16 protein-coding genes and 5 tRNA genes are annotated in these 22,160 nt (G+C 30.3%); 18 read left to right on the top strand and 3 right to left on the bottom strand.

Going from position 1 to position 22,160, the window contains the following annotated elements; translation table 11 throughout:
* The first annotated feature begins 52 nt into the window (after positions 1–52).
* On the top strand, positions 53–1,480 hold the full coding sequence (gene glnA / locus AAQM_RS10845) for a type I glutamate--ammonia ligase (RefSeq protein ID WP_129095367.1): 1,428 nt from the start codon (positions 53–55) through the stop codon (positions 1,478–1,480).
* Positions 1,481–1,553: 73 nt separating this feature from the next.
* Here glnA and AAQM_RS10840 read toward each other — a convergent pair whose 3' ends face one another.
* From AAQM_RS10840 to gpmI, 3 genes are read right to left on the bottom strand one after another with little or no spacing between them, the layout of a single operon-like run.
* Positions 1,554–3,524 (bottom strand): transglycosylase domain-containing protein, encoded by a 1,971-nt coding sequence (locus AAQM_RS10840; protein WP_129095366.1) that lies wholly within the window; start codon positions 3,522–3,524, stop codon positions 1,554–1,556.
* A 1-nt stretch (position 3,525) separates the two neighbouring features.
* Positions 3,526–4,221: an ATP-binding cassette domain-containing protein gene (locus tag AAQM_RS10835; RefSeq protein ID WP_129095365.1), complete on the bottom strand. Its 696-nt coding sequence runs from the start codon at positions 4,219–4,221 to the stop codon at positions 3,526–3,528.
* A 9-nt stretch (positions 4,222–4,230) separates the two neighbouring features.
* Positions 4,231–5,706 carry a 2,3-bisphosphoglycerate-independent phosphoglycerate mutase gene (gpmI, locus tag AAQM_RS10830; RefSeq protein ID WP_129095364.1) on the bottom strand — a complete coding sequence of 492 codons (1,476 nt, stop codon included), beginning with the start codon at positions 5,704–5,706 and terminating at the stop codon, positions 4,231–4,233.
* Between the two features lie 65 nt (positions 5,707–5,771).
* Here gpmI and mraY point away from each other — a divergent pair, with 65 nt between their 5' ends.
* The 17 genes from mraY (at position 5,772) to rpoC (ending at position 22,158) form a co-directional block, all read left to right on the top strand.
* On the top strand, positions 5,772–6,833 hold the full coding sequence (mraY, locus tag AAQM_RS10825) for a phospho-N-acetylmuramoyl-pentapeptide-transferase (protein ID WP_129095363.1): 1,062 nt from the start codon (positions 5,772–5,774) through the stop codon (positions 6,831–6,833).
* A gap of 10 nt (positions 6,834–6,843) precedes the next feature.
* Complete coding sequence (murD, locus tag AAQM_RS10820) at positions 6,844–8,016, top strand: UDP-N-acetylmuramoyl-L-alanine--D-glutamate ligase (protein WP_129095362.1); 1,173 nt, start codon at positions 6,844–6,846, stop codon at positions 8,014–8,016.
* Positions 8,017–8,058: 42 nt separating this feature from the next.
* Positions 8,059–8,134: transfer RNA gene (locus tag AAQM_RS10815), tRNA-Phe, on the top strand.
* An 11-nt stretch (positions 8,135–8,145) separates the two neighbouring features.
* Positions 8,146–8,222: transfer RNA gene (locus tag AAQM_RS10810), tRNA-Thr, on the top strand.
* Positions 8,223–8,282: 60 nt separating this feature from the next.
* Positions 8,283–8,367, top strand: a tRNA-Tyr gene (locus AAQM_RS10805).
* A gap of 9 nt (positions 8,368–8,376) precedes the next feature.
* Positions 8,377–8,453, top strand: a tRNA-Gly gene (locus AAQM_RS10800).
* Between the two features lie 201 nt (positions 8,454–8,654).
* Positions 8,655–9,863, top strand: a complete 1,209-nt coding sequence (tuf, locus tag AAQM_RS10795) for an elongation factor Tu (protein ID WP_129095361.1) — start codon at positions 8,655–8,657, stop codon at positions 9,861–9,863.
* A 9-nt stretch (positions 9,864–9,872) separates the two neighbouring features.
* The gene (gene rpmG / locus AAQM_RS10790; RefSeq protein WP_128987156.1) at positions 9,873–10,043 is read left to right on the top strand and encodes a 50S ribosomal protein L33; all 171 of its coding nucleotides are present in this window, start codon (positions 9,873–9,875) and stop codon (positions 10,041–10,043) included.
* A 34-nt stretch (positions 10,044–10,077) separates the two neighbouring features.
* A tRNA-Trp gene (locus AAQM_RS10785) sits at positions 10,078–10,153 on the top strand.
* 83 nt (positions 10,154–10,236) lie between these two features.
* Positions 10,237–10,419: a preprotein translocase subunit SecE gene (gene secE / locus AAQM_RS10780; protein WP_129095360.1), complete on the top strand. Its 183-nt coding sequence runs from the start codon at positions 10,237–10,239 to the stop codon at positions 10,417–10,419.
* Between the two features lie 9 nt (positions 10,420–10,428).
* On the top strand, positions 10,429–10,956 hold the full coding sequence (gene nusG, locus AAQM_RS10775) for a transcription termination/antitermination protein NusG (protein WP_129095359.1): 528 nt from the start codon (positions 10,429–10,431) through the stop codon (positions 10,954–10,956).
* Between the two features lie 95 nt (positions 10,957–11,051).
* Positions 11,052–11,477: a 50S ribosomal protein L11 gene (gene rplK / locus AAQM_RS10770; RefSeq protein WP_129095358.1), complete on the top strand. Its 426-nt coding sequence runs from the start codon at positions 11,052–11,054 to the stop codon at positions 11,475–11,477.
* Positions 11,478–11,548: 71 nt separating this feature from the next.
* Entirely contained in the window at positions 11,549–12,247 is a 699-nt protein-coding gene (gene rplA, locus AAQM_RS10765) for a 50S ribosomal protein L1 (protein ID WP_129095357.1), read from the top strand.
* Positions 12,248–12,415: 168 nt separating this feature from the next.
* On the top strand, positions 12,416–12,904 hold the full coding sequence (rplJ, locus tag AAQM_RS10760) for a 50S ribosomal protein L10 (RefSeq protein ID WP_129095356.1): 489 nt from the start codon (positions 12,416–12,418) through the stop codon (positions 12,902–12,904).
* Between the two features lie 50 nt (positions 12,905–12,954).
* Complete coding sequence (gene rplL, locus AAQM_RS10755; RefSeq protein WP_129095355.1) at positions 12,955–13,326, top strand: 50S ribosomal protein L7/L12; 372 nt, start codon at positions 12,955–12,957, stop codon at positions 13,324–13,326.
* Between the two features lie 170 nt (positions 13,327–13,496).
* Positions 13,497–17,642, top strand: a complete 4,146-nt coding sequence (rpoB, locus tag AAQM_RS10750) for a DNA-directed RNA polymerase subunit beta (protein WP_129095354.1) — start codon at positions 13,497–13,499, stop codon at positions 17,640–17,642.
* Positions 17,635–22,158, top strand: a complete 4,524-nt coding sequence (gene rpoC, locus AAQM_RS10745; protein WP_129095353.1) for a DNA-directed RNA polymerase subunit beta' — start codon at positions 17,635–17,637, stop codon at positions 22,156–22,158. Before rpoB ends, rpoC begins: the two co-directional genes overlap by 8 nt.
* Positions 22,159–22,160: the final 2 nt, after the last annotated feature.

The following is a 22,160-nucleotide window of genomic DNA, read 5'->3' as shown; positions in this document are numbered from 1 at the left end:
ATTTTTTTTATTTTTTGATACAATAATTTAAATAATTTAAGGAGATACACCTATGGGTAAGTTCGTGAATAATACTAATGAGTTTTTTGAATTTTGTAAAGAAAATGAGGTTAAATTTGTAGATTTTAGATTTACAGATATGAAAGGTACTTGGCACCATGTTACATATATGATGAGTGCTGTAAGTACTTCTCAATTAGATAACGGTATGCCTTTTGATGGTTCTTCAATCGATGCATGGCAACCAATTCACAAATCAGATATGATTTTAAAACCAGATGTTGAAACAGCATTTTTAGATCCATTTACAGCAGATTCTACAGTTATCGTATTTTGTGATGTTTATGATATTTATAAAGGTCAAATGTATGAGAAATGTCCAAGATCAATTGCAAAAAAAGCATTAGTTCATTTAAGTGAATCAGGTGTTGGTGATGTTGCTTATTTTGGTCCTGAAAATGAATTTTTTGTATTTGAAGATGTAAAAATAATTGACAAAGCAAATGAATCATATTATAGAGTTGATTCAGAAGATGGTGAGTGGAATGATGCTGCTGATATGGAAGGCGGAAATATGGGGCACAGAGCTAGAACAAAAGGTGGTTATTTCCCAGTAGCTCCAATTGATACAGGTGTTGATTTAAGAGCTGAAATGATGCAAGTATTAGAGCAAGTTGGTCTTGAAGTAGTTTTAGGACATCATGAAGTTGCTCAGGGACAACATGAAATAGGTATAGTATTTGGAGATTTAATTGAAGCTGCTGATAACGTACAAAAATTGAAATATGTAATTAAAATGGTTGCGCATTTAAATGGTAAATCAGCTACATTTATGCCTAAACCACTTTATGGAGATAATGGAAATGGAATGCACGTTCACCAATCAATCTGGAAAGATGGTAAAAACTTATTCTACAAACAAGGTGAATATGGTAATTTAAGTGAAATGGCAAGACATTATGTTGGAGGTGTATTTAAACATGCACGTGCAGTTGCAGCATTTACTAATCCTTCAACTAACTCTTATAAAAGATTAATTCCAGGATTTGAAGCACCTTCAATTTTAACTTATTCATCACAAAATAGATCTGCATCTTGTAGAATTCCTTATGGAGCTGGTGAAAAAGCAACAAGAATTGAAATGAGATTCCCTGATTCAACATCTTGTCCGTATTTAGCATTCGCTGCAATGTTATTAGCAGGATTAGATGGAATTAAAAATAAATATGAGCCAGTTGGTCCAATGGATGATGATTTATTTGAATTACCATTAGATGAAATCAGAGAAAGAGGAATTCCGCAAATGCCTCATACTTTAAGAGGTGCATTAGAAGCATTAGTAAGAGATAATGACTTTTTACAACCAGTATTTACTAAAGAGATGATTGATACTTATCAACATTATAAATTCGAAACTCAAGTATGGCCTTATGAAGCAAGACCTACACCATTTGAATTAAAAACAACTTATTCTTGTTAATAATATTTTATTAATAAGTATAAAAAAAGGGGAAGTTAAAAACTTCCCCTTTTTTGTTATAGAAAAAGATATTTTAAAATTCTAAAACTTCTTCATTTGTATTTGATGGTTCATAAATGATTTGAGAATCTATTTCAGGAATAACAGAAACATCTGTATATAATTCTTCTTTATTATTTACATTAAAAGTATAAACATTTTCTGGTTTTATAAAATTTCTTGGTATTTCAGGATGTATCTCCATATATTTTTTATAAAAATATGAAAAAACTGGAGCTGCTATTTTACCACCTGTTTCTGTTCTTCTCATTGGAGTATTATTGTCATTTCCGAACCAAACAATAGTTTGAATAGATGGTGAATATCCACAAAACCAAGCATCAACATTATTGTTTGTTGTACCTGTTTTTCCTGCAAGTTCTATTCCTGGAACTTGTGCACCTTTTCCTGTTCCTTTATTCACAACATCAACTAAAATTGATGTCATTAAATAAGATTGTTCAGGTTTATTTATCTCTTTAAATTGAGGTTCAAATATTACATTATCACCATTTTTATTAATGATTTGATCAATAATATAAGGTTTAACTTGAGTTCCATTATTCGAAAAAATAGAGTAAGCTTCACTAAATTCTATTAATGTAACACTCATAGAACCTAGTGTTATAGATAAGTTATCTACTATATCTTTAAATCCATAATTTTTTAAAGCTTCTGTTGTAAGTCCAACTCCAACATCAGTTACTAAGTTTAAAGTAGATAAATTCCTAGAAAAAGTTAATGAATCTCTAAGTGTAACTATCCCTTGAAAATTCCCACCGTAGTTTTTAGGTTGCCATTTTTTTTGAACACCACCTACTGTGTAGTTATAGGTTCTTGATATATCAAAAAGTTGTGATGCAGGATTATATCCTTCATTTAATGCTACTTGATATAAAAAAGGTTTAATTGCACTTCCTGCTTGTCTTTTAGATTGAAAAGCTCGATTAAATACAGATTGATTGTAATCTATACCTCCAACAAGAGCTAAAATCTTACCTGTACTATTTTCAATTGAAACTAAAGCACCATTTAATTCTTTTACAAAAGAATCATCTTCTGGATTTTTTCTGAAATTTATGTCTCTTTTTACAGCTTCATCATAAGACTTTTTTAGAGCATCTTTTGCAATTTGCTGAGCATCAAGGTCTATGGTAAGATAAATTTTATATCCACCATATAAAATATCAGGGATATCATTTATTAATTGACTAATAGCATAATCAACAGCATAAGGAGCAATATTTTTTGTTAAAGTTTGATTATAAATAGTAGGTATTTCTTTCATCGAACTTTCATATTGCTCTTTATTTATCCAACCTAAAGTATTTAATCTTGTAATTACTTGATTTGCTCGTGCTAATGAAATTTTTAGATTTTTTGTTGGGTCATAAAAACTAGGAGCTCTTGGTAGACCAACTAAAATTGCCATTTCTTTCAAAGATAACTCATATAAATCCTTATTGAAATATCCTTTTGCAGCAGTTTTAATTCCATAATAACCATGTCCAAAATATACATGATTTAAATATCTTTCCAAAATTTCTTCTTTTGTAAGCAATGTTTCTAGTCTGATTGCTAATAAAGCTTCTTTAACTTTTCTCATAAGCTTTTTTTCTCTACTTAAGACAAGCATTTTAATTAATTGTTGAGTTAAAGTACTAGCTCCTTCAACATAATCACCTGCTTTAACATTTTTAATCATAGCTCTACTAATTGCATCTGGATTAATACCATAATGCTCGAAAAATTGAGTATCTTCAATAGCTACCAAACTTTCTATTACTCTTGCTGGAATATCATCATATTTTACATATTCTCTATTTTCATCTTTAAAAGTATTTGCTATTAAATTTCCATCTTTATCAAAGAATTGTGTACTTTGTTTTGGTGAATAATTTATTACTGTGTTAACATCATCTTTAATTTCATCATATAAATTATATAACCATCCAGCTACAACTAATCCTATGATTATAAAAAGACCAAAAATATATTTCATCATATTAATTCCTAAAAGTTTTGTTTTTAAAAGTTGAATTTATCAACTTTTTTGTATAGTCTTCTTTGGGAGAAGATAAAATCTCCTTTGTTAATCCTGTTTCAATAATCTCTCCATTTTTAAGTATTATTATCTCTTCACATAAATCTTTTATAGAATCTATATCATGTGTAACAAAAAGAGTCAATATATTCAAATGTTTTTTTAAATCATTTACAATATTTATTATATTTTTTTTATTCTCTTCATCAAGGGCAGTTGTAGGTTCATCTAATAGAAGAAGTTTTATATTTCTACTTATTGCTATTGCTATAACAACTCTTTGAATTTGTCCACCACTTAATTGTGATGGAAATTTATTTAATATAGATTTATCTAAATTTAGTATTTTTAAAACTTCTTCTTTTTTTTTGTCAGAACAGAAAAATTGTTTTGATATTTTAGTCATTGAAGATAAAGAAGTAAAAGGATTTTGAGGTATGAAACCTATTGAATCATAGTTTAAATCAAAATTAGACTCAATATCTTTTTCCATTTTTATTGAAGGAGGTAGAAGATTTAATAAAGCTTTTAGTGTCAAAGATTTACCACTTCCACTCTCTCCAATTAATGCTGTTGAATTTTTAATACAAAAAGAAATATTTACCAATTGTTTATTATTTAAAACAAGTTTTAATTTTTTGATATTTAGGAATAACACTATTTATCTTTATATAAGTGGTTCATCCATCTCTTGAGGGATTTCTAAATTCATCAATTTTAAAACTGTTGGCGCAATATTATTTAAACTACCAGTTTTAACCTCTGTTACACTATTTGCATAAACGAAACAATAAACATCTCCAACAGTATGATTTGTTAGAATATTTCCATCTTCATCTTTCATCATTTCACAATTTCCATGGTCAGATGTTAATACAATATTGTAATTTTGTTTTTTTGCAAGTTCAAATATCAAACCTAATTCAAAATCAACAGCTTCAACAGCTTTTACAGCTGCATCAAATACACCTGTATGTCCAACCATATCACCATTTGCAAAGTTAACAACTATAAAGTCTGTATTATTATTCATAGCAGTTCTAACTGCATCTCCAACTTGAGGTGCAGACATTTGGGGTTGTAAATCATATGTTGCAACTTGAGGTGAAGGAATTAAAACTCTTGTTTCATTTAACATAGGTTCTTCAACTCCTCCATTAAAGAAAAATGTAACGTGAGCGTATTTTTCTGTTTCAGCAGTATGAAGTTGAGATAAACCAGCATTTGAAATTACTTCAGCTAAAGTATTTTTTGGAGATTCTTTAGGAAATAAAACTGGAATAGGTGTATTTTTATCATATTGAGTCATTGTTGCAAGATTTAATTTACCTTTGAAAGTATCAAATTCATTGAAGTTTTTATTTGCAAAAACAGAAGAAATTTCTCTCATTCTATCACTTCTAAAATTACAGAAAATTATTCCATCATTATCTTTTATACCTTCATATCCTTCAAATGCCGTTGGAACAATAAATTCATCAAAGATTTGGTTTTCATATGAATCTTTTAAATAAGATGAAATGTCACTTGTAGTTGAAGGAGTTGCAAATGTCATTGCATCATAACCTTTTTTAACTCTATCCCATCTATTATCTCTATCCATTGTATAATATCTTCCAGCAATAGTCGCGATTTTTATATCTTCATCACAAATCTCTAAAATTTGATTTATATATTTTTGTGCACAATCAGGAGCCACATCTCTACCATCAGTAATAATATGTATAAATACTTTTTTATTAAATTCTTTTGCAATTTTTGCCATGGCAATAATATGGTCAATATGAGAGTGAACACCACCATCACTTAATAATCCAAGTAGATGAATATTGTTTGATGAGTTAATATTATTTTTTAAAATTTCATTATCTTTTAAAGTATTTTTTTCAATAGCAATATTTATTTTTACTAAATCTTGATATAAAATTCTTCCACTTCCAATAGTCATGTGTCCAACTTCACTATTACCCATTTGTCCATCTGGAAGACCAACATAATTTCCATAAGTATGAATCAAAGAGTACGGAATATTTTTAAATAAATAATCATATGTAGGAGTATTGGCACTGTAAAATGCATTATATTTATTTGATGAATTGTGTCCAATACCATCAGTTATTATTAGTATAGTTTTATTATTCATTTTAAACCTTTTAAAAAGTATTATATTATATAATCCCGCAATTATATCAAAATCAAGGTTCAAGTTTGTTTTATTGGTTCTATAGACATTTGGATATTAATATTTTCCAATATATTTCAGTTCGTGCAGGAATTAGTTTTTTCATAGCTTTTATTTTAACTATGTATTTAATGCCAAAATTTATTAGTTGGGCAAAACAAAAAAAAGCTTCTCAACCAATATATGAACATGCACCTCAAGGTCATCAAGCAAAAGTAGGAACACCTACAATGGGTGGAGTTGTATTTATAAGTGCAACTATTATTGCAACTGTGTTAACAGCTAAATTAAATAATTTTTATGTTGTAGGTGGATTGTTAACTTTGGCTTTATTCTCTTTGATTGGAATACAAGATGATTATTCTAAAATATCAAAAGATAAAAATTCTGCAGGATTAACTGCAAGAGTTAAGTTATTGTTACAGTTTTTAAGTGCAGGAATAGTTGCTTTTGGAATTTATTACTTCGGACATTCAAGTGAACTTTTTACACCATTTTATAAATTTCCATTATTTGAAATGGGTGTAATTGCAATAGTTTTTTGGATGTTTGTTATTGTAGGTGCTTCAAATGCAGTAAATCTTACTGATGGATTAGATGGACTTGCTACAGTACCATCTATAATGGCATTTTTTACACTTTCTATTTTAGTTTATATAACAGGACATGCTTTTTTTGCTTCATATTTATTATTACCTAATATTCAAATTGTTGGTGAATTAGCAATAATGGGTTCAGCAATTTGCGGAGCATTGATAGCTTTTTTATGGTTTAATTCATATCCTGCTGAAATATTTATGGGAGATTCAGGTTCTCTTCCTTTAGGCGCTTTCATGGGGTATATGGCAATTATTGCTAAATCAGAGATATTATTAGTTGCAATAGGATTTATATTTGTACTTGAAACAATTTCTGTCATATTACAAGTAGGTTCATATAAATTAAGACAAAAAAGAGTTTTTTTAATGGCACCTATACATCATCATTTTGAACAAAAAGGTTGGAAAGAGAATAAGATAATTGTTAGATTCTGGATTATTGCTTTTATGTCAAATCTGATTGCATTGTTAAGTTTAAAAATTAGATAAAAGAGCTAAAATGAAAAAAGATGAAAGAAAGATTAGAATACTAGGGAAAGGAATAACAGCTCTTGCTTTAAAAGAGAGATTTCCAAATGCTTTATTGTATGATGAAACAGACTTTAATACTTATGACAAAGGATCAGATGAATTAACTATTGTTAGTCCTGGAATTCCTCCTTATAATAAAATGGTTTTGGAATCAAGAAATTTAATTAGTGATTATGATTTGTTTTTTGATAAGATGCCTTTTAGTGTTTGGATTTCAGGAACAAATGGGAAAACTACAACTACGCAAATGTGTCAGGAATTATTAAAAGATTTAGATTCTGTTTGTGGAGGAAATATTGGAATACCTTTGAGTTTACTAGATGAAAATAAAAGAATTTGGATATTAGAAACTTCATCTTTCACATTACATTATACAAAGATTGCAAAACCTAATATTTATATTCTTTTACCAATAAGTGAAGACCATATTACTTGGCATGGTTCATTTGAAGAGTATACTAAATCAAAATTAAAACCTTTAGAGTTAATGAATGAAAATGACATAGCAATAGTTCCTGATAAATTTAAAGAGTATAAAACGAATGCACATTTAATAACATATAAAAATAGTGAAGATCTATGCAATTATTTTGGATTTGATAAATCAAGAATTAATTTTAAAGAGCCTTTTTTATTAGATGCAATTCTTGCAATGTGTACGAGAAAAATTATCATTGACGAGGTTAATTATGATTTAATTAATTCTTTTAAAATAGATAAGCATAAAGTAGAAGAGTTTAGAGATAAAAAAAATAGATTGTGGATAGATGATAGTAAAGCAACCAATGTTGATGCAACAATAAATGCATTGGTTCCATATAAAAATAAAAAAATACATTTAATTTTAGGTGGAGATGATAAAGGTGCAAACTTAGAACCATTATTCCAAAATATAAATTCGATGGATATTTTGGTATATGCGATAGGAACAAATAGTGATAGAATAATATCCTATTGTAAAAGCTATTCAATAAAATATTTTGAATGTAATTATTTAAATATTGCAGTTGAAAAAATGGATATTAATATGGGTAATGATTCAATAGGTATTTTATCTCCAGCTGCAGCTTCTTTGGATCAGTTTAAATCATATGCTCATAGAGGAGATGAATTTAAGAAGTTTGTAAATAATTTAAGGTAGAATTAATAAATTAGCAAGTATAATCACACTCCAATTTGCAGTGGTTCGATAGCTCAGTCGGTAGAGCAAAGGATTGAAAATCCTTGTGTCGACAGTTCGATTCTGTCTCGAACCACCATTTTGTTTGGTGCTGGTGTAGCTCAGTTGGCTAGAGCAGCTGATTTGTAATCAGCAGGTCGGGGGTTCGACTCCCTTCACCAGCTCCATTTTTGTCGTGCGTAATCTTTGGAAGATCAGCGCTTGACCAGAACAATAATAATTTCAACGGTGAGGTTGGAGAGTGGTCAAATCCTGCGGACTGTAAATCCGCCGCCTCAGGCTTCGAAGGTTCGAATCCTTCTCTCACCACCACGCAATGTTGCGGGAGTAGCTCAGTTGGCTAGAGCTTCTGCCTTCCAAGCAGACTGTCGCGAGTTCGAGTCTCGTCTCCCGCTCCATTATTTATTGATTACTGGGAGCTGAGTTATAAGCACATTTTTTTATAACTCTTTAATTTTATCTCCCTTTAAAGTTTTTTTTAGTATTTTTTATATATAATACGCAACGCATTCGTGCATTAATAATAATCCCCTCTGAATAGAGAAGCCAGAGGCTTATCTACTCAGAGGGCAATAACCAAAATTTAGAAGGGGAATTCTATGGCAAAAGAAAAATTTTCAAGAAACAAGCCACACGTTAATATCGGAACAATTGGTCACGTTGACCACGGTAAAACTACTTTAACGGCTGCAATTTCAGCAGTTTTAGCGGTTAAATATGGTGGAGAGATGAAAGATTACGATCAAATCGACAACGCTCCAGAAGAAAGAGAAAGAGGAATTACTATCGCTACTTCTCATATTGAGTATGAAACTGATAAAAGACACTATGCTCACGTTGATTGTCCAGGACACGCCGATTATGTTAAAAACATGATTACTGGTGCTGCTCAAATGGATGGAGCAATTATCGTTATTGCTGCAACAGATGGTCCTATGGCTCAAACAAGAGAGCACATCTTATTGTCTAAACAAGTAGGTGTACCTTATATCGTTGTATTCTTAAATAAAGAAGATCAATTAGATGAGCAAGATAGAGAAGAAATGTTAGAATTAGTTGAAATGGAAGTTAGAGAACTTTTATCAACTTATGATTTCCCAGGTGATGACACTCCAATTATTGCTGGTTCTGCATTCCAAGCATTAGAAGAAGCTAAAGCTGGAACTGTTGGTCCATGGGGAGAGAAAGTTGTTGCATTAATGGCAGCAGTTGATGAATATATTCCAACTCCAGAAAGAGATATTGATCAGGATTTCTTAATGCCTGTTGAAGATGTATTCTCTATTTCAGGAAGAGGAACAGTTGTTACTGGAAGAATTGAAAAAGGTACTATTAAAATTGGTGAAACTATTGAAATCGTTGGATTTACTGAAACTAAAACAACTACTGTAACTGGTGTTGAAATGTTCAGAAAAGAAATGGAGCAAGGTCAAGCTGGAGATAATTGTGGTATTCTTTTAAGAGGTATTAAAAAAGAAGATGTAGAAAGAGGACAAGTTTTATGTAAACCAAAAACTATTACTCCGCATACAAAATTCAGATGTGAAGTTTATATCCTTTCTAAAGAGGAAGGTGGAAGACATACTCCATTCTTCTCAGGTTATAGACCACAATTCTATGTAAGAACAACAGATGTTACTGGTTCTTGTACTTTACCAGAAGGTACTGAAATGGTTATGCCAGGTGATAACGTAGAAATGACAGTTGAATTAGTTGCTCCAATTGCTCTAGACAAAGGTACAAAGTTTGCTATTAGAGAAGGTGGTAGAACTGTAGGTGCTGGAGTTGTTGCTGAAATTATCGAATAAGGATTAATTATGGCAAATGCAGTAAGAATTAAAATAGGATTAAAATGCCAAGAAAATGGTGATATTAACTATACAACTTGGAAAAATCCAAAAACTCATACTGAAAAGTTTGAGGTTAAAAAATATAGTCCAAGATTAAAAAAACATACTTTACATAAAGAAGTTAAATTAAAATCTTAAATTAAAGAGCCTTTTGGCTCTTTTCTTAAAAAATAGGTCAGTAGCTCCAATGGTAGAGCGCCGGATTCCAAATCCGATGGTTGTGGGTTCGAGTCCCTCCTGGCCTGCCACTAAATTTTTTTAAAAGAAGTTTTACTCTTTTTTTAAAAGAATTTAAAAGCTTAGTCTTTACCAAACAGAATCGGAGTAAGTTGTGAGTAAAATAAAAAGTTATTACACTAATGTAAAATCGGAATTGTCAAAAGTTATTTTTCCTATAAAAGAGCAAATAAGATCAGCTTATTTGTCTGTATTTATTGTAGTAACAGTAATTACTCTATTTTTAGCTTTAATTGATGGTGTTATGGCATTAAGTTTATCTTCTATAATTAATTAAGGGAAAGAAATGGCACATAAATGGTACGCAATACAAACTTATTCAGGAAGTGAATTGTCTGTAAAAAAAGCTTTACTTAAGTTAGCTGAAGAAATGGCAGATGATAGAATTATAGAAGTTTTAGTACCAACTGAAGATTTAATAGAAATTAAAAAAGGTAAAAAAAGTATAGTAGAAAGACCTTTATATCCTGCATATGCTTTTGCTAAAATTGATTTAGATACTGGATTATGGCATAGGATACAATCAATGCCAAAGGTAGGAAGATTTATTGGTGAATCAAAAAAACCTACAGCTCTATCTGAAAAAGATATTAGTTTAATTTTAGAAAAAGTTAAAAATAGAGCAGCTGCAAAACCAAAAGTTTCATTTGATGAAGGTGAAATGGTAAGAATCAATGAGGGTCCATTTGCAAATTTCAATGGAATAGTAGAAGATTTTGATATGGTTTCAGGATTATTAAAGTTAAATGTTTCAATTTTTGGTAGAAATACACCAGTAGAAATATCATATACTCAAGTAGAAAGAGTAGTTTGATATTTTCAAACTCTAGGCATTAGGCAAAAAAACTAGCTTCTTAATAGTTTTCTTGCCTAATGTCTAATCATTAAAAAATTTTTTAAAGGAATAGCATGGCTAAAAAAATTCAAGGGCTACTAAAATTACAAATACCTGCGGGTGCTGCAAATCCATCACCTCCAGTTGGACCAGCTTTAGGTCAAAGAGGTGTTAATATTATGGAATTTTGTAAAGCTTTTAACGAAAAAACAAAAGATAAAGCAGGATATAGAATTCCTGTTGTAATTACTGTTTATACAGATAAAAGTTTTACATTTGAAATAAAACAACCACCAATGACAGATTTAATTAAAAAAATCTCTGGTGTAAAAACAGGTTCAAGTAATCCACTTAAGCAAAAAGTTGGAAAGCTTTCAAAAGAACAAATTATGGAAATAGTTGATTTAAAAATCAAAGATTTAAATACAGATGATAGAGAAGTAGCAGCTAGAATTGTTGCTGGTTCAGCTAGATCTATAGGTATTGATACAGAATTATAATTCAGTATTATAGAAGTCTCACCACCAGGCTTATAAAGGCGGTAGCAAAATAAAATATTGCGGAGAAAAAAATGGCAAAAGTTTCAAAAAGATATAAAGCATTAGTAGAGAAAGTTGAAAATAAAAAATATTCTTTATCAGATGCATGTGAAAAAGTAAAAGAATTAAAGTCTGCTAAATTTGACGAAAGTGTTGAAATAGCATTAAATTTAAATGTAGATCCAAGACATGCAGATCAGATGATTAGAGGTGCTGTTGTTCTTCCAAATGGAACTGGTAAAACTGTAAGAGTTGCAGTTTTTGCAAAAGGTTTAAAATTGGACGAAGCAAAAGCAGCAGGTGCTGATGTTGTTGGTAATGATGATTTAGCAGAAGCAATTCAAGCTGGTAACATAAATTTTGATGTTTTAATTGCAACGCCAGATTGTATGGGTATCGTAGGAAAAGTTGGAAGAATTTTAGGGCCAAAAGGTTTAATGCCAAATCCTAAAACAGGAACTGTAACAATGGATGTTACTAAAGCTGTAAATGATGCTAAAGGTGGTCAAGTTACTTATAGAGTTGATAAAAAAGGTAATATGCAAGCTGGAATTGGTAAAGTTTCATTTTCTGCAGAAGCAATTAAAGAAAATGCAGCAGCATTTATTGCAGCAATTAATAAAGCTAAACCTTCAACTGCAAAAGGTAGATATATCACAAATGCAGCAATTTCATTAACAATGAGTCCTTCAGTTATATTAGATAACATGGAATTGATGGAAATCAGATAAGGTTTTACCTTGTCTGATTTTTTTTAACATTCAATAATATAGATTTAAATATCTTTATTATTGAGTGTTATTCAAAGCACTGAAATAAAACTTTAGACAGCTGGTAAGAGACACCTCCGTTTCTTGTAAATCCCGCCTAAGTCGATGTTTTGAAGGGAGGAGAAATAGATGACTAAACAACAAAAATCAGAAATTATTGATTTTTTATCTGCTGAATTTAAAAATTCTTTAGCTGTTGTAGTTTGTGATTACAAAGGTCTTACTCATAAAGAGTTAGAATCTTTAAGAAAAGAAGCTAAAGCTAATAATACAAAAGTTCAAGTTGCTAAAAATACTTTAGTGACAGTTGCAGTTAAAAATGCTGAGCTAGGTGATATCGAGTTAAGTGGTACAAATATTTTCTTATGGTCAGAAGATCAAATTTCAGCTTGTAAAGTAGCTGATAAATTTGCATCTGCTAATAAAGAAAAATTTACTATTAAATCTGGTATTATCGAAGGTGAAATTGCAGATGCTTCAAGAGTTAATGCGTTCGCTAAATTACCATCAAGAGAAGAACTTCTTGGTATGCTTGCTTCTGTATGGATGGGACCAGTTAGAAACTTTACTATTGGTCTTGATGCTCTTAGAAGAAAAAAAGAAGAAGAGGCTGCTTAATTATTTAAGCTATTAAAAATTAAATTATAAAAATTAAAAAGGAAAATGAAATGGCAATTTCTAAAGAAGACGTTTTAGAATTTATCTCTGGTTTATCTGTATTAGAATTATCAGAATTAGTTAAAGAATTTGAAGAAAAATTTGGTGTATCTGCTCAACCTGTAGCAGTTGCAGGTGGTGCAGTAGCTGCTGCAGAAGCTGCTGAAGAAAAAACTGAATTTGACGTAGTTATCGTTGATTCAGGAGACAAAAAAATTAATGTTATTAAAGAAATTAGAGCATTAACTGGTTTAGGATTAAAAGAAGCAAAAGATGCTGCTGAACAAACTCCTTCAACTATTAAAGAGGGTATTTCAAAAGCAGATGCTGAAGCTGCAAAAGCTCAATTAGAAGCTGCTGGAGCAAAAGTAGAAATTAAATAATCATATTAATGATTATATCTGTTATACAGGGAATTCCCTGTATAAAGATTAGCATCTTTGAAGGTTAAGGTTAAAATTTTTGAGAAATTTTAACCCTATCCTTTATGGATGCTTTTGTGCTTTAAAATAAATAAAAGCAAACTAAACCAAATTTTATAACAAGGCCTAAAATGTTAAACTCTTTAAAATCTGGTAATAGACTTAGAGTTGATTTTGCAAAAAATCCACAACAAATTGAAATTCCAAACTTATTACAACTACAACAAACTTCGTATGATACTTTCTTGATGGTAGATCAAGATGACAGATCAACAGCTGGAATTGAAAAAGTATTTAAATCTATTTTTCCTATACATGACGTTCAAAACAGAATTACACTTGATTACTTAGGTAGTGAAGTTGGTAAACCTAAATATGATGTTAGAGAATCTATGGTTAGAGGACTAACTTATTCTATACCTCTTAAGATTAATATTAGATTAACTTTATGGGATTTAGATGAAAAAACTGGTGAAAAAATCGGTGTTAAAGATATGAAAGAACAATCTTTATTCATCAGAGAAATTCCTTTAATGACAGACAGAACTTCATTTATTGTAAATGGAGTTGAAAGAGTTGTTGTTAATCAATTACATAGATCTCCAGGTGTTATTTTTAAAGAAGAAGAATCAAATACAGCTGATAATAAACTAATTTATACAGGTCAAATTATTCCTGATAGAGGTTCATGGTTATATTTTGAATATGATGCAAAAGATGTATTATATGTAAGAATTAATAAAAGAAGAAAAGTACCTGTAACAATTTTATTCAGAGCATTAGGTTATTCTAAAGAGGATATTATTAAATTATTCTATCCTATAGTTAATATTAAAATAAAGAATAATAAGTTTTTAACAGAATTTAATCCTGATGATTTCATGGGAAGAATTGAATTTGATGTTAAAGATGATAAAGGAAATTTAGTTATTGGTGCTGGAAAAAGATTAACAGCAAGAAAAGCAAAAGCTTTAATTGAAGGTGGACTTAAATTAATAGAATATCCATTAGAATTATTAATGGATAGAAGTACAGCAAATACTATTTATGATCCAGTTTCAGGAGAAGTGTTATTTGATGCATTAACTAATCTTGATGAAATAAAACTTAAAAAACTTTTAGATTTAGGTTTTGAATCATTTGATATTGCTAATGATTTAGCAACAGGAATTGATAATTCAATTATTAATGCATTTAAAGCAGATGCTGAATCTTTAAAATTACTAAAACAAACAGAACAAATTGATGATGAAAATGACTTATCAGCAATTAGAATTTATAAAGTAATGAGACCAGGGGAACCTGTTACTAAAGAAGCTGCTAAAGAGTTTGTTAGAAAATTATTCTTTGATCCTGAAAGATACGATTTAACTAAAGTTGGAAGAATGAAAATGAATCATAAATTAGGTGTTAATGTACCTGAGTATGTTACTACTTTAACTTATGAAGATGTTATTAAAACAGTTCAATATTTAGTAAAAGTTAAATCTGGACATGGTCATATCGATGATAGAGATCACTTAGGAAATAGAAGAATTAGAGCAATTGGTGAATTATTAGCAAATGAATTACATGCTGGTTTAATCAAAATGCAGAAAGCAATTAGAGACAAAATGACTACTTTATCTGGTACTTTAGAAGACATTATGCCACATGACTTAGTTAACTCTAAAATGATTACTTCAACAATTACTGAATTCTTTACGTCTGGGCAATTATCTCAATTTATGGATCAAACAAATCCATTATCAGAAGTTACTCATAAAAGAAGACTTTCTGCACTTGGAGAAGGTGGTCTTGTAAAAGAAAGAGCTGGATTTGAGGTAAGGGACGTTCACCCAACTCACTATGGAAGAATTTGTCCAGTTGAAACTCCTGAGGGACAAAATATTGGACTTATAAATACTTTATCAACTTTCTCAAAAGTTAATGATTTAGGATTTATTGAAGCTCCATATAAAAAAGTTGTTGACGGTGTTATAACTAATGAAATTTCATATTATACAGCTACTCAAGAAGAGGGACTTGTAATTGCTCCTGGATCAACAAAAGTTGATGAAAATGGAAAAATTGTTGAGCCTTTAATTGAAGTTAGAAAAGATGGTGAAATCTTACTTATGGAAAGAAGTAGTGTTGATTTAATTGATATTTCTTCTCAAATGGTTATGGGGGTTGCTGCTTCTTTAATTCCATTCTTAGAACATGATGATGCCAACAGAGCACTTATGGGATCGAATATGATGAGACAAGCTGTTCCATTATTAAGACCAAATGCTCCAGTGGTTGGAACAGGTTTAGAAAAAATTGTAGCACGTGATGCTTGGGAAGCTATTAAAGCTAAAAGAGCTGGATTAGTTGAGAAAGCTGATTCTAAAAATATTTACGTTAGAGGTGAAGATGAAAATGGTGCTTTCATTGATTATTACACAGTAAACAAAAATGTAAGAACAAACAATAACACGTCGTTTGGGCAAAGAATTGCAGTAAAAGAGGGTGATTTTGTTGAAAAAGGTCAAGTTATTGCAGATGGTCCTTCTATGGATAAAGGGGAATTAGCTGTTGGAGTTAATGCAATGGTTGCCTTCATGCCATGGAATGGATATAACTATGAGGATGCTATCATTCTTTCAGAAAGACTTATTGAAGAAGATGCCTTTACTTCAGTTCATATCTATGAAAAAGATGTTGAATGTAGAGAATTAAAGCATGGTAATGAAGAAATAACTAGAGATTTACCAGGAGTTAAAGAAGAATCAATAGTTCATTTAGATAATTCAGGAATTGTAAAAATTGGAACTTACGTAAAACCAGGAATGATTTTAGTTGGTAAAGTTACACCAAAAGGTGAAATCAAACCAACTCCTGAAGAAAGATTATTAAGAGCAATTTTTGGTGAAAAAGCTGGACATGTTATCAATAAATCTTTAGTGTGTCCAACATCAATGGAAGGTACAGTTGTTGACGTTAAAGTATTTACTAAAAAGGGATATGAAAAAGACGAAAGAGCAATAGCAGAAATTGAAGCTGAAAAAGCTGAATTAGACTTGAAACATCATGATAAGTTATTGATGCTTGATAGAGAAGAGATCTTAAAAATTAATGATTTATTATCAAAATCTGTATTAACTAAAGATTTAGAACTTGATGAAGTAGAATATAAAAAAGGTGACACAATTCCTGTTGATGTATTGATGAATATTAATAGATTTGCAATGAAAAAAGTTGTATCTTCTTATTCTAAAGAAGTTGAAAAAACTTACAATGATATTAAAGAACATTTTATAAAACAAAAAGCTCAATTAAGAGAAGAACATGAAGAAAAACTTCAAATTTTAGAGCATGATGATATCTTACCAAGTGGTGTTATTAAACAAGTTAAAGTTTATATCGCAACTAAGAGAAAAATCAAAGTTGGGGATAAAATGGCGGGAAGACACGGAAACAAAGGTATCGTTTCTAACATCGTTCCAAAGGTTGATATGCCTTACTTAGAAGATGGTTCTACAGTTGATGTTATTTTAAATCCACTAGGGGTTCCTTCTAGGATGAATATTGGTCAAATTCTTGAAGTTCACTTAGGATTAGTAGGTAAGAAGTTAGGAGCTCAAATTCAAGATATTTTTGAAGCAAAAAGAGCTGATTTTATTATTGAATTAAGAAATAAAATGTCTGAAATAGCATCTGTTGCTAAATTAATGAATGGTAAAGCTTTCATGGATTCATTAAATGATGAAGAATTAGTTCAGTATGCACAAGATTGGTCAAAAGGAGTAAGATTTGCTACTCCAATTTTTGATGGTGTAAAAGAAGAAGAGTTTGTAAAATTATTTGAATTAGCAAAAATTGATTCAGATGGAAAATCAGTTCTTTATGATGGAAAAACTGGTGAAAAAATGAAAGAAAGAGTTAATGTTGGTTATATGTATATGCTTAAACTTCACCACTTAGTTGATGAAAAAGTACATGCAAGATCAACAGGTCCTTACTCATTAGTTACACAGCAGCCAGTTGGAGGGAAAGCTCTATTTGGAGGGCAAAGATTTGGAGAGATGGAGGTTTGGGCATTAGAAGCTTATGGTGCAACGAATGTACTTAAAGAAATGCTTACAACTAAATCAGATGATGTTGAAGGAAGAACAAGAGCTTATAGAGCTATTGCAAATGGTGAAAATGTTCCAAATTCTGGAGTTCCTGAAACATTCTTTGTATTAACAAAAGAGTTAAAAGCTTTAGCCTTAGATGTAGAGATTTTTGGAGAGGTAGAAAACAATGAGTAATAATGAAAAAGTATTATCACCAATAGAAATAAAAGAGTTAGAAAGACCGCAAGATTTTGCTGCCTTTCAATTAAGATTAGCAAGTCCAGAAAAAATTCTTTCATGGTCTTGTGGTGAAGTTAAAAAACCAGAGACTATTAATTATAGAACATTAAAACCAGAAAGAGATGGATTATTTTGTGCAAAAATCTTTGGACCAGTAAAAGATTATGAATGTCTTTGTGGTAAATACAAAAAAATGAGATATAAAGGTGTTGTTTGTGAAAAATGTGGAGTTGAAGTAACTTCATCAAAAGTAAGAAGACACAGAATGGGACATATTGATTTAGTATCTCCTGTTGCTCATATTTGGATGGTTTCATCATTACCTACAAGAATTGGTACATTATTAGGTGTTAAACTTAAAGATTTAGAAAGAGTATTATATTATGAAGCATATATTGTAAGTGAAGCAGGTGAGGCTTATTATGATAATGAAAAAACTAAAAAAGTTGAAAAATATGATATTTTAAATGAAGAACAATACAGAACTATCTCTGATTTATTTGAACATACTGGTTTTGAAGCTAATATGGGTGGACAAATTGTAAGAGATTTATTAGAAAATCTTGATTTATTCCAACTTTTAACTGTATTAAAAGAAGAAATGGATTCAACTAAATCTGAAGCAAAAAGAAAAACTATTATTAAAAGATTAAAAGTTGTTGAAAACTTTTTAAATTCAGGAAATAGACCAGAATGGATGATGTTAACTCAACTTCCAGTTCTTCCACCAGATTTAAGACCACTTGTATCACTAGATGGTGGAAAATTTGCTGTTTCAGATGTTAACGACTTATATAGAAGAGTTATCAATAGAAATAATAGATTAAAAAGATTAACAGAACTTGATGCACCTGAAATTATTATTAGAAATGAAAAAAGAATGCTTCAAGAAGCTGTTGATGCTTTATTTGATAATGGAAAAACTGCAAATGCAGTTAAAGGTGCAAATAAAAGACCTTTAAAATCTTTATCAGAAATTATTAAAGGGAAACAAGGACGATTTAGACAAAACTTACTTGGGAAAAGGGTTGACTTCTCTGGAAGATCTGTTATCGTTGTTGGACCTACATTAAACATGGATCAATGTGGTATTCCTAAAAAAATGGCTTTAGAGTTATTTAAACCACATTTAATGGCTAAGTTAGAAGAAAAAGGTTATGCAACAACTTTAAAAGCTGCAAAAAGATTAATAGAATCAGAAGCAAATGAAGTATGGGAATGTCTAAACGAGATTGTTGATGAGTATCCAATTATGTTAAATAGAGCTCCAACTCTACATAAACTTTCTATTCAAGCTTTCCATCCAGTTTTAATTGATGGAAAAGCAATTAGATTACACCCATTAGTTTGTGCTGCCTTCAATGCCGACTTCGATGGTGACCAAATGGCAGTTCACGTGCCTTTATCACAAGAAGCAGTTGCTGAAGCAAAAATCTTAATGATGTCTTCTATGAATATTCTTCTACCAGCATCAGGAAGGGCGATTGCTGTTCCTTCTCAAGATATGATTTTAGGTATTTATTATCTATCATTAGAAAAAGATGGTGTAAAAGGTGAGCATAAATTATTTACAGACGTAAATGAAGTAAAAATTGCTTTAGATATGGGACAAGTTGATTTACATGCAAAAATTAGAACAAAGTTAGATGATAAAGTTATTCATACAACTGTTGGTAGATTGATTATTCATGAAATTTTACCATCTTTTGTACCTGCTAACTTATGGAATAAAATTTTAAAGAAAAAAGATATTGGAACTCTAGTTGATTATATTTATAAACAAGCTGGATATGAAGTAACTCCAAGATTCTTAGATAATCTTAAAAACTTAGGTTTTAAATATGCAACAACTGCTGGTATTTCAATTTCTATTGATGATATTAGAGTTCCAGAGAGTAAAATCGGACATATTACAAAATCTAAAAAAGAAGTTATTGAAGTTCAAAAACAATTTTCTCAAGGTTTGTTAACTGAGCAAGAAAGATATAATAAAATCATCGATATCTGGACAGAAGTTAATAATAAACTTGGATCTGAGATGATGGGACTTGTTAAAGCTGATAAAGAAGGATTTAACTCTATTTATATGATGGCAGATTCAGGAGCTAGGGGTTCTGCTGCACAGATTAGACAGTTATCAGGTATGAGGGGACTTATGGCTAAGCCAGATGGTTCTATTATTGAAACACCAATTATTTCAAACTTTAGAGAAGGTCTAAACGTTCTTGAGTACTTTATTTCTACTCACGGAGCTAGAAAGGGACTTGCAGATACAGCGTTAAAAACAGCAAATGCTGGATACTTAACAAGAAAACTTATTGACGTTTCTCAAAATGTAAGAATTACAATGGAAGATTGTGGTACACATGAAGGTATTGAGATTACAGATATTACATCAGGAAATGAATTGATAGAGTCTTTAGAAGAAAGAATTACAGGAAGAGTAATTGCTGAAGATATTATTGATCCAATTTCAAATGAAATATTATTTGCAGAAGGTACATTAATAACAGAAGAAGATGCTAAAGTTGTAACTGAAGCTGAAGTAAAATCTGTAGTTATTAGAACTCCTTTAACTTGTAAAGTTGAAAATGGATTATGTTCAAAATGTTATGGTCTAAACTTAGGTGAGCAAAGAAAAGCTAAACCAGGTGAAGCTGTTGGAGTTGTTGCTGCTCAATCTATTGGAGAGCCTGGAACTCAGCTGACACTTAGAACATTCCACGTTGGAGGAACTGCAAGTGCTACTCAAACTGAAAGAGAATTAAAAGCTGAGAAAGAAGGATTTATTAGATATTACAACATTAAAAAATATGTAAAATCTGATGGAAAAATCATTGTAGCAAATAGAAGAAATGCTGGATTATTATTGGTTGAACCAAAAATTAATGCACCATTTAAAGGTAAAGTAACTGTTGAGACTTTACATGAAGAGACTATTTTAACAATTACAAATGGAACTGAAACAAAAAAATATTATTTAAGAAAAAATGATGTTGCAAAAGCAAATGAGTTAGCGGGTATTTCAGGAAAAATTGAAGGTAAACTATATTTACCATACAGAGATGGTGAAGAAGTTGATCAAAATGAATCAATTGTTGAAATGATTAAAGAAGGATGGAATATTCCAAATAGAATTCCTTTTGCTTCTGAATTAAAAGTAGAAGATGGAGCACCTATTACTTCAACTATAGTATCAGGTTCTAAAGGTGTTGTTAAATATTATAAATTAACAGGTGACTATTTAGAAAGAAGACATGATATTAAAGCAGGTGAGGCAGTTAGAGAAAAAGGTCTTTTTGCAGTTATCGTTGATGCTGATGATAGAGAAGCATTAAGACATTATATTGCTAGAGGTTCTTTAATTAATTTAGATGATAATACTGAAGTTGAAAAAGATTCAGTTATTTCTGCACCTGAAACAAGTGAGCAAGTAGTAATTGCAGAGTGGGATCCATATGCAAATCCTACAATTGCAGAAAAATCAGGTATTGTATCTTTTGAAGATATAATTCCAGGAGTTACAGTTTCTGAGCAATTTGATGAATTAACTGGTACTTCTAAACTAGTTGTTAATGAATATATTCCAAGTGGATATAAGCCATCGGTTGTTTTAGCTACAGATGATAAAGAGATTATTAGATACTCTTTAGATCCTAAGACATCTTTAAACGTTACTGAAGGTAAAAGAGTAGAGGTTGCTGATATCATTGGTAAAACTCCAAAAGCCAGCCAAAAGTCAAAAGATATTACTGGAGGTCTTCCAAGAGTTTCTGAGTTATTTGAAGCTAGACGTCCTAAAAATATAGCTGTTTTAGCATCTTTTGATGGAATTGTTTCTTTTGGTAAACCGTTAAGAAATAAACAAAGAATAGTAATTTCGGATGGAACAGGAAATACAACAGAATATTTAGTTGAAAAATCTAAACAAATTCTTGTTCATGATGGTGAGTTTGTACATGCCGGTGAAGCATTGACAGATGGACAAATATCTCCTCATGATGTATTAAGAATTCTTGGAGAAAAAGCATTACATTACTTTATTGTATCTGAAGTACAACAAGTTTATAGATCTCAAGGGGTAAATATTGCTGATAAGCATATTGAGGTTATTACATCTCAAATGTTAAGACAAGTTTCTATTTTAGATGGTGGTGATACTAAATTTATCGTTGGAGATATGGTTTCTAAAAAGAAATTCAAAATTGAAAATGAAAAAATTATTAAATTAGGTGGACAACCTGCGATTGCTGAACCTTTATTATTAGGTATCACAAGAGCTGCTGTTACATCTGATTCTATTATTTCTGCTGCATCATTCCAAGAAACTACAAAAGTTTTAACAGAAGCTGCAATTAGTGCTAAAATGGATATGTTAGAAGATTTAAAAGAAAATGTTGTTATTGGTAGAACAATTCCTGTAGGAACTGGTCTTTATAAAAATCAAAAAATTAAATTTTCTGAACATTAAAA

Source organism: Arcobacter aquimarinus (assembly GCF_013177635.1).
Taxonomy (GTDB): Bacteria; Campylobacterota; Campylobacteria; order Campylobacterales; family Arcobacteraceae; genus Aliarcobacter; species Aliarcobacter aquimarinus.
This window is presented reverse-complemented; position numbering and strand designations above follow the sequence as displayed.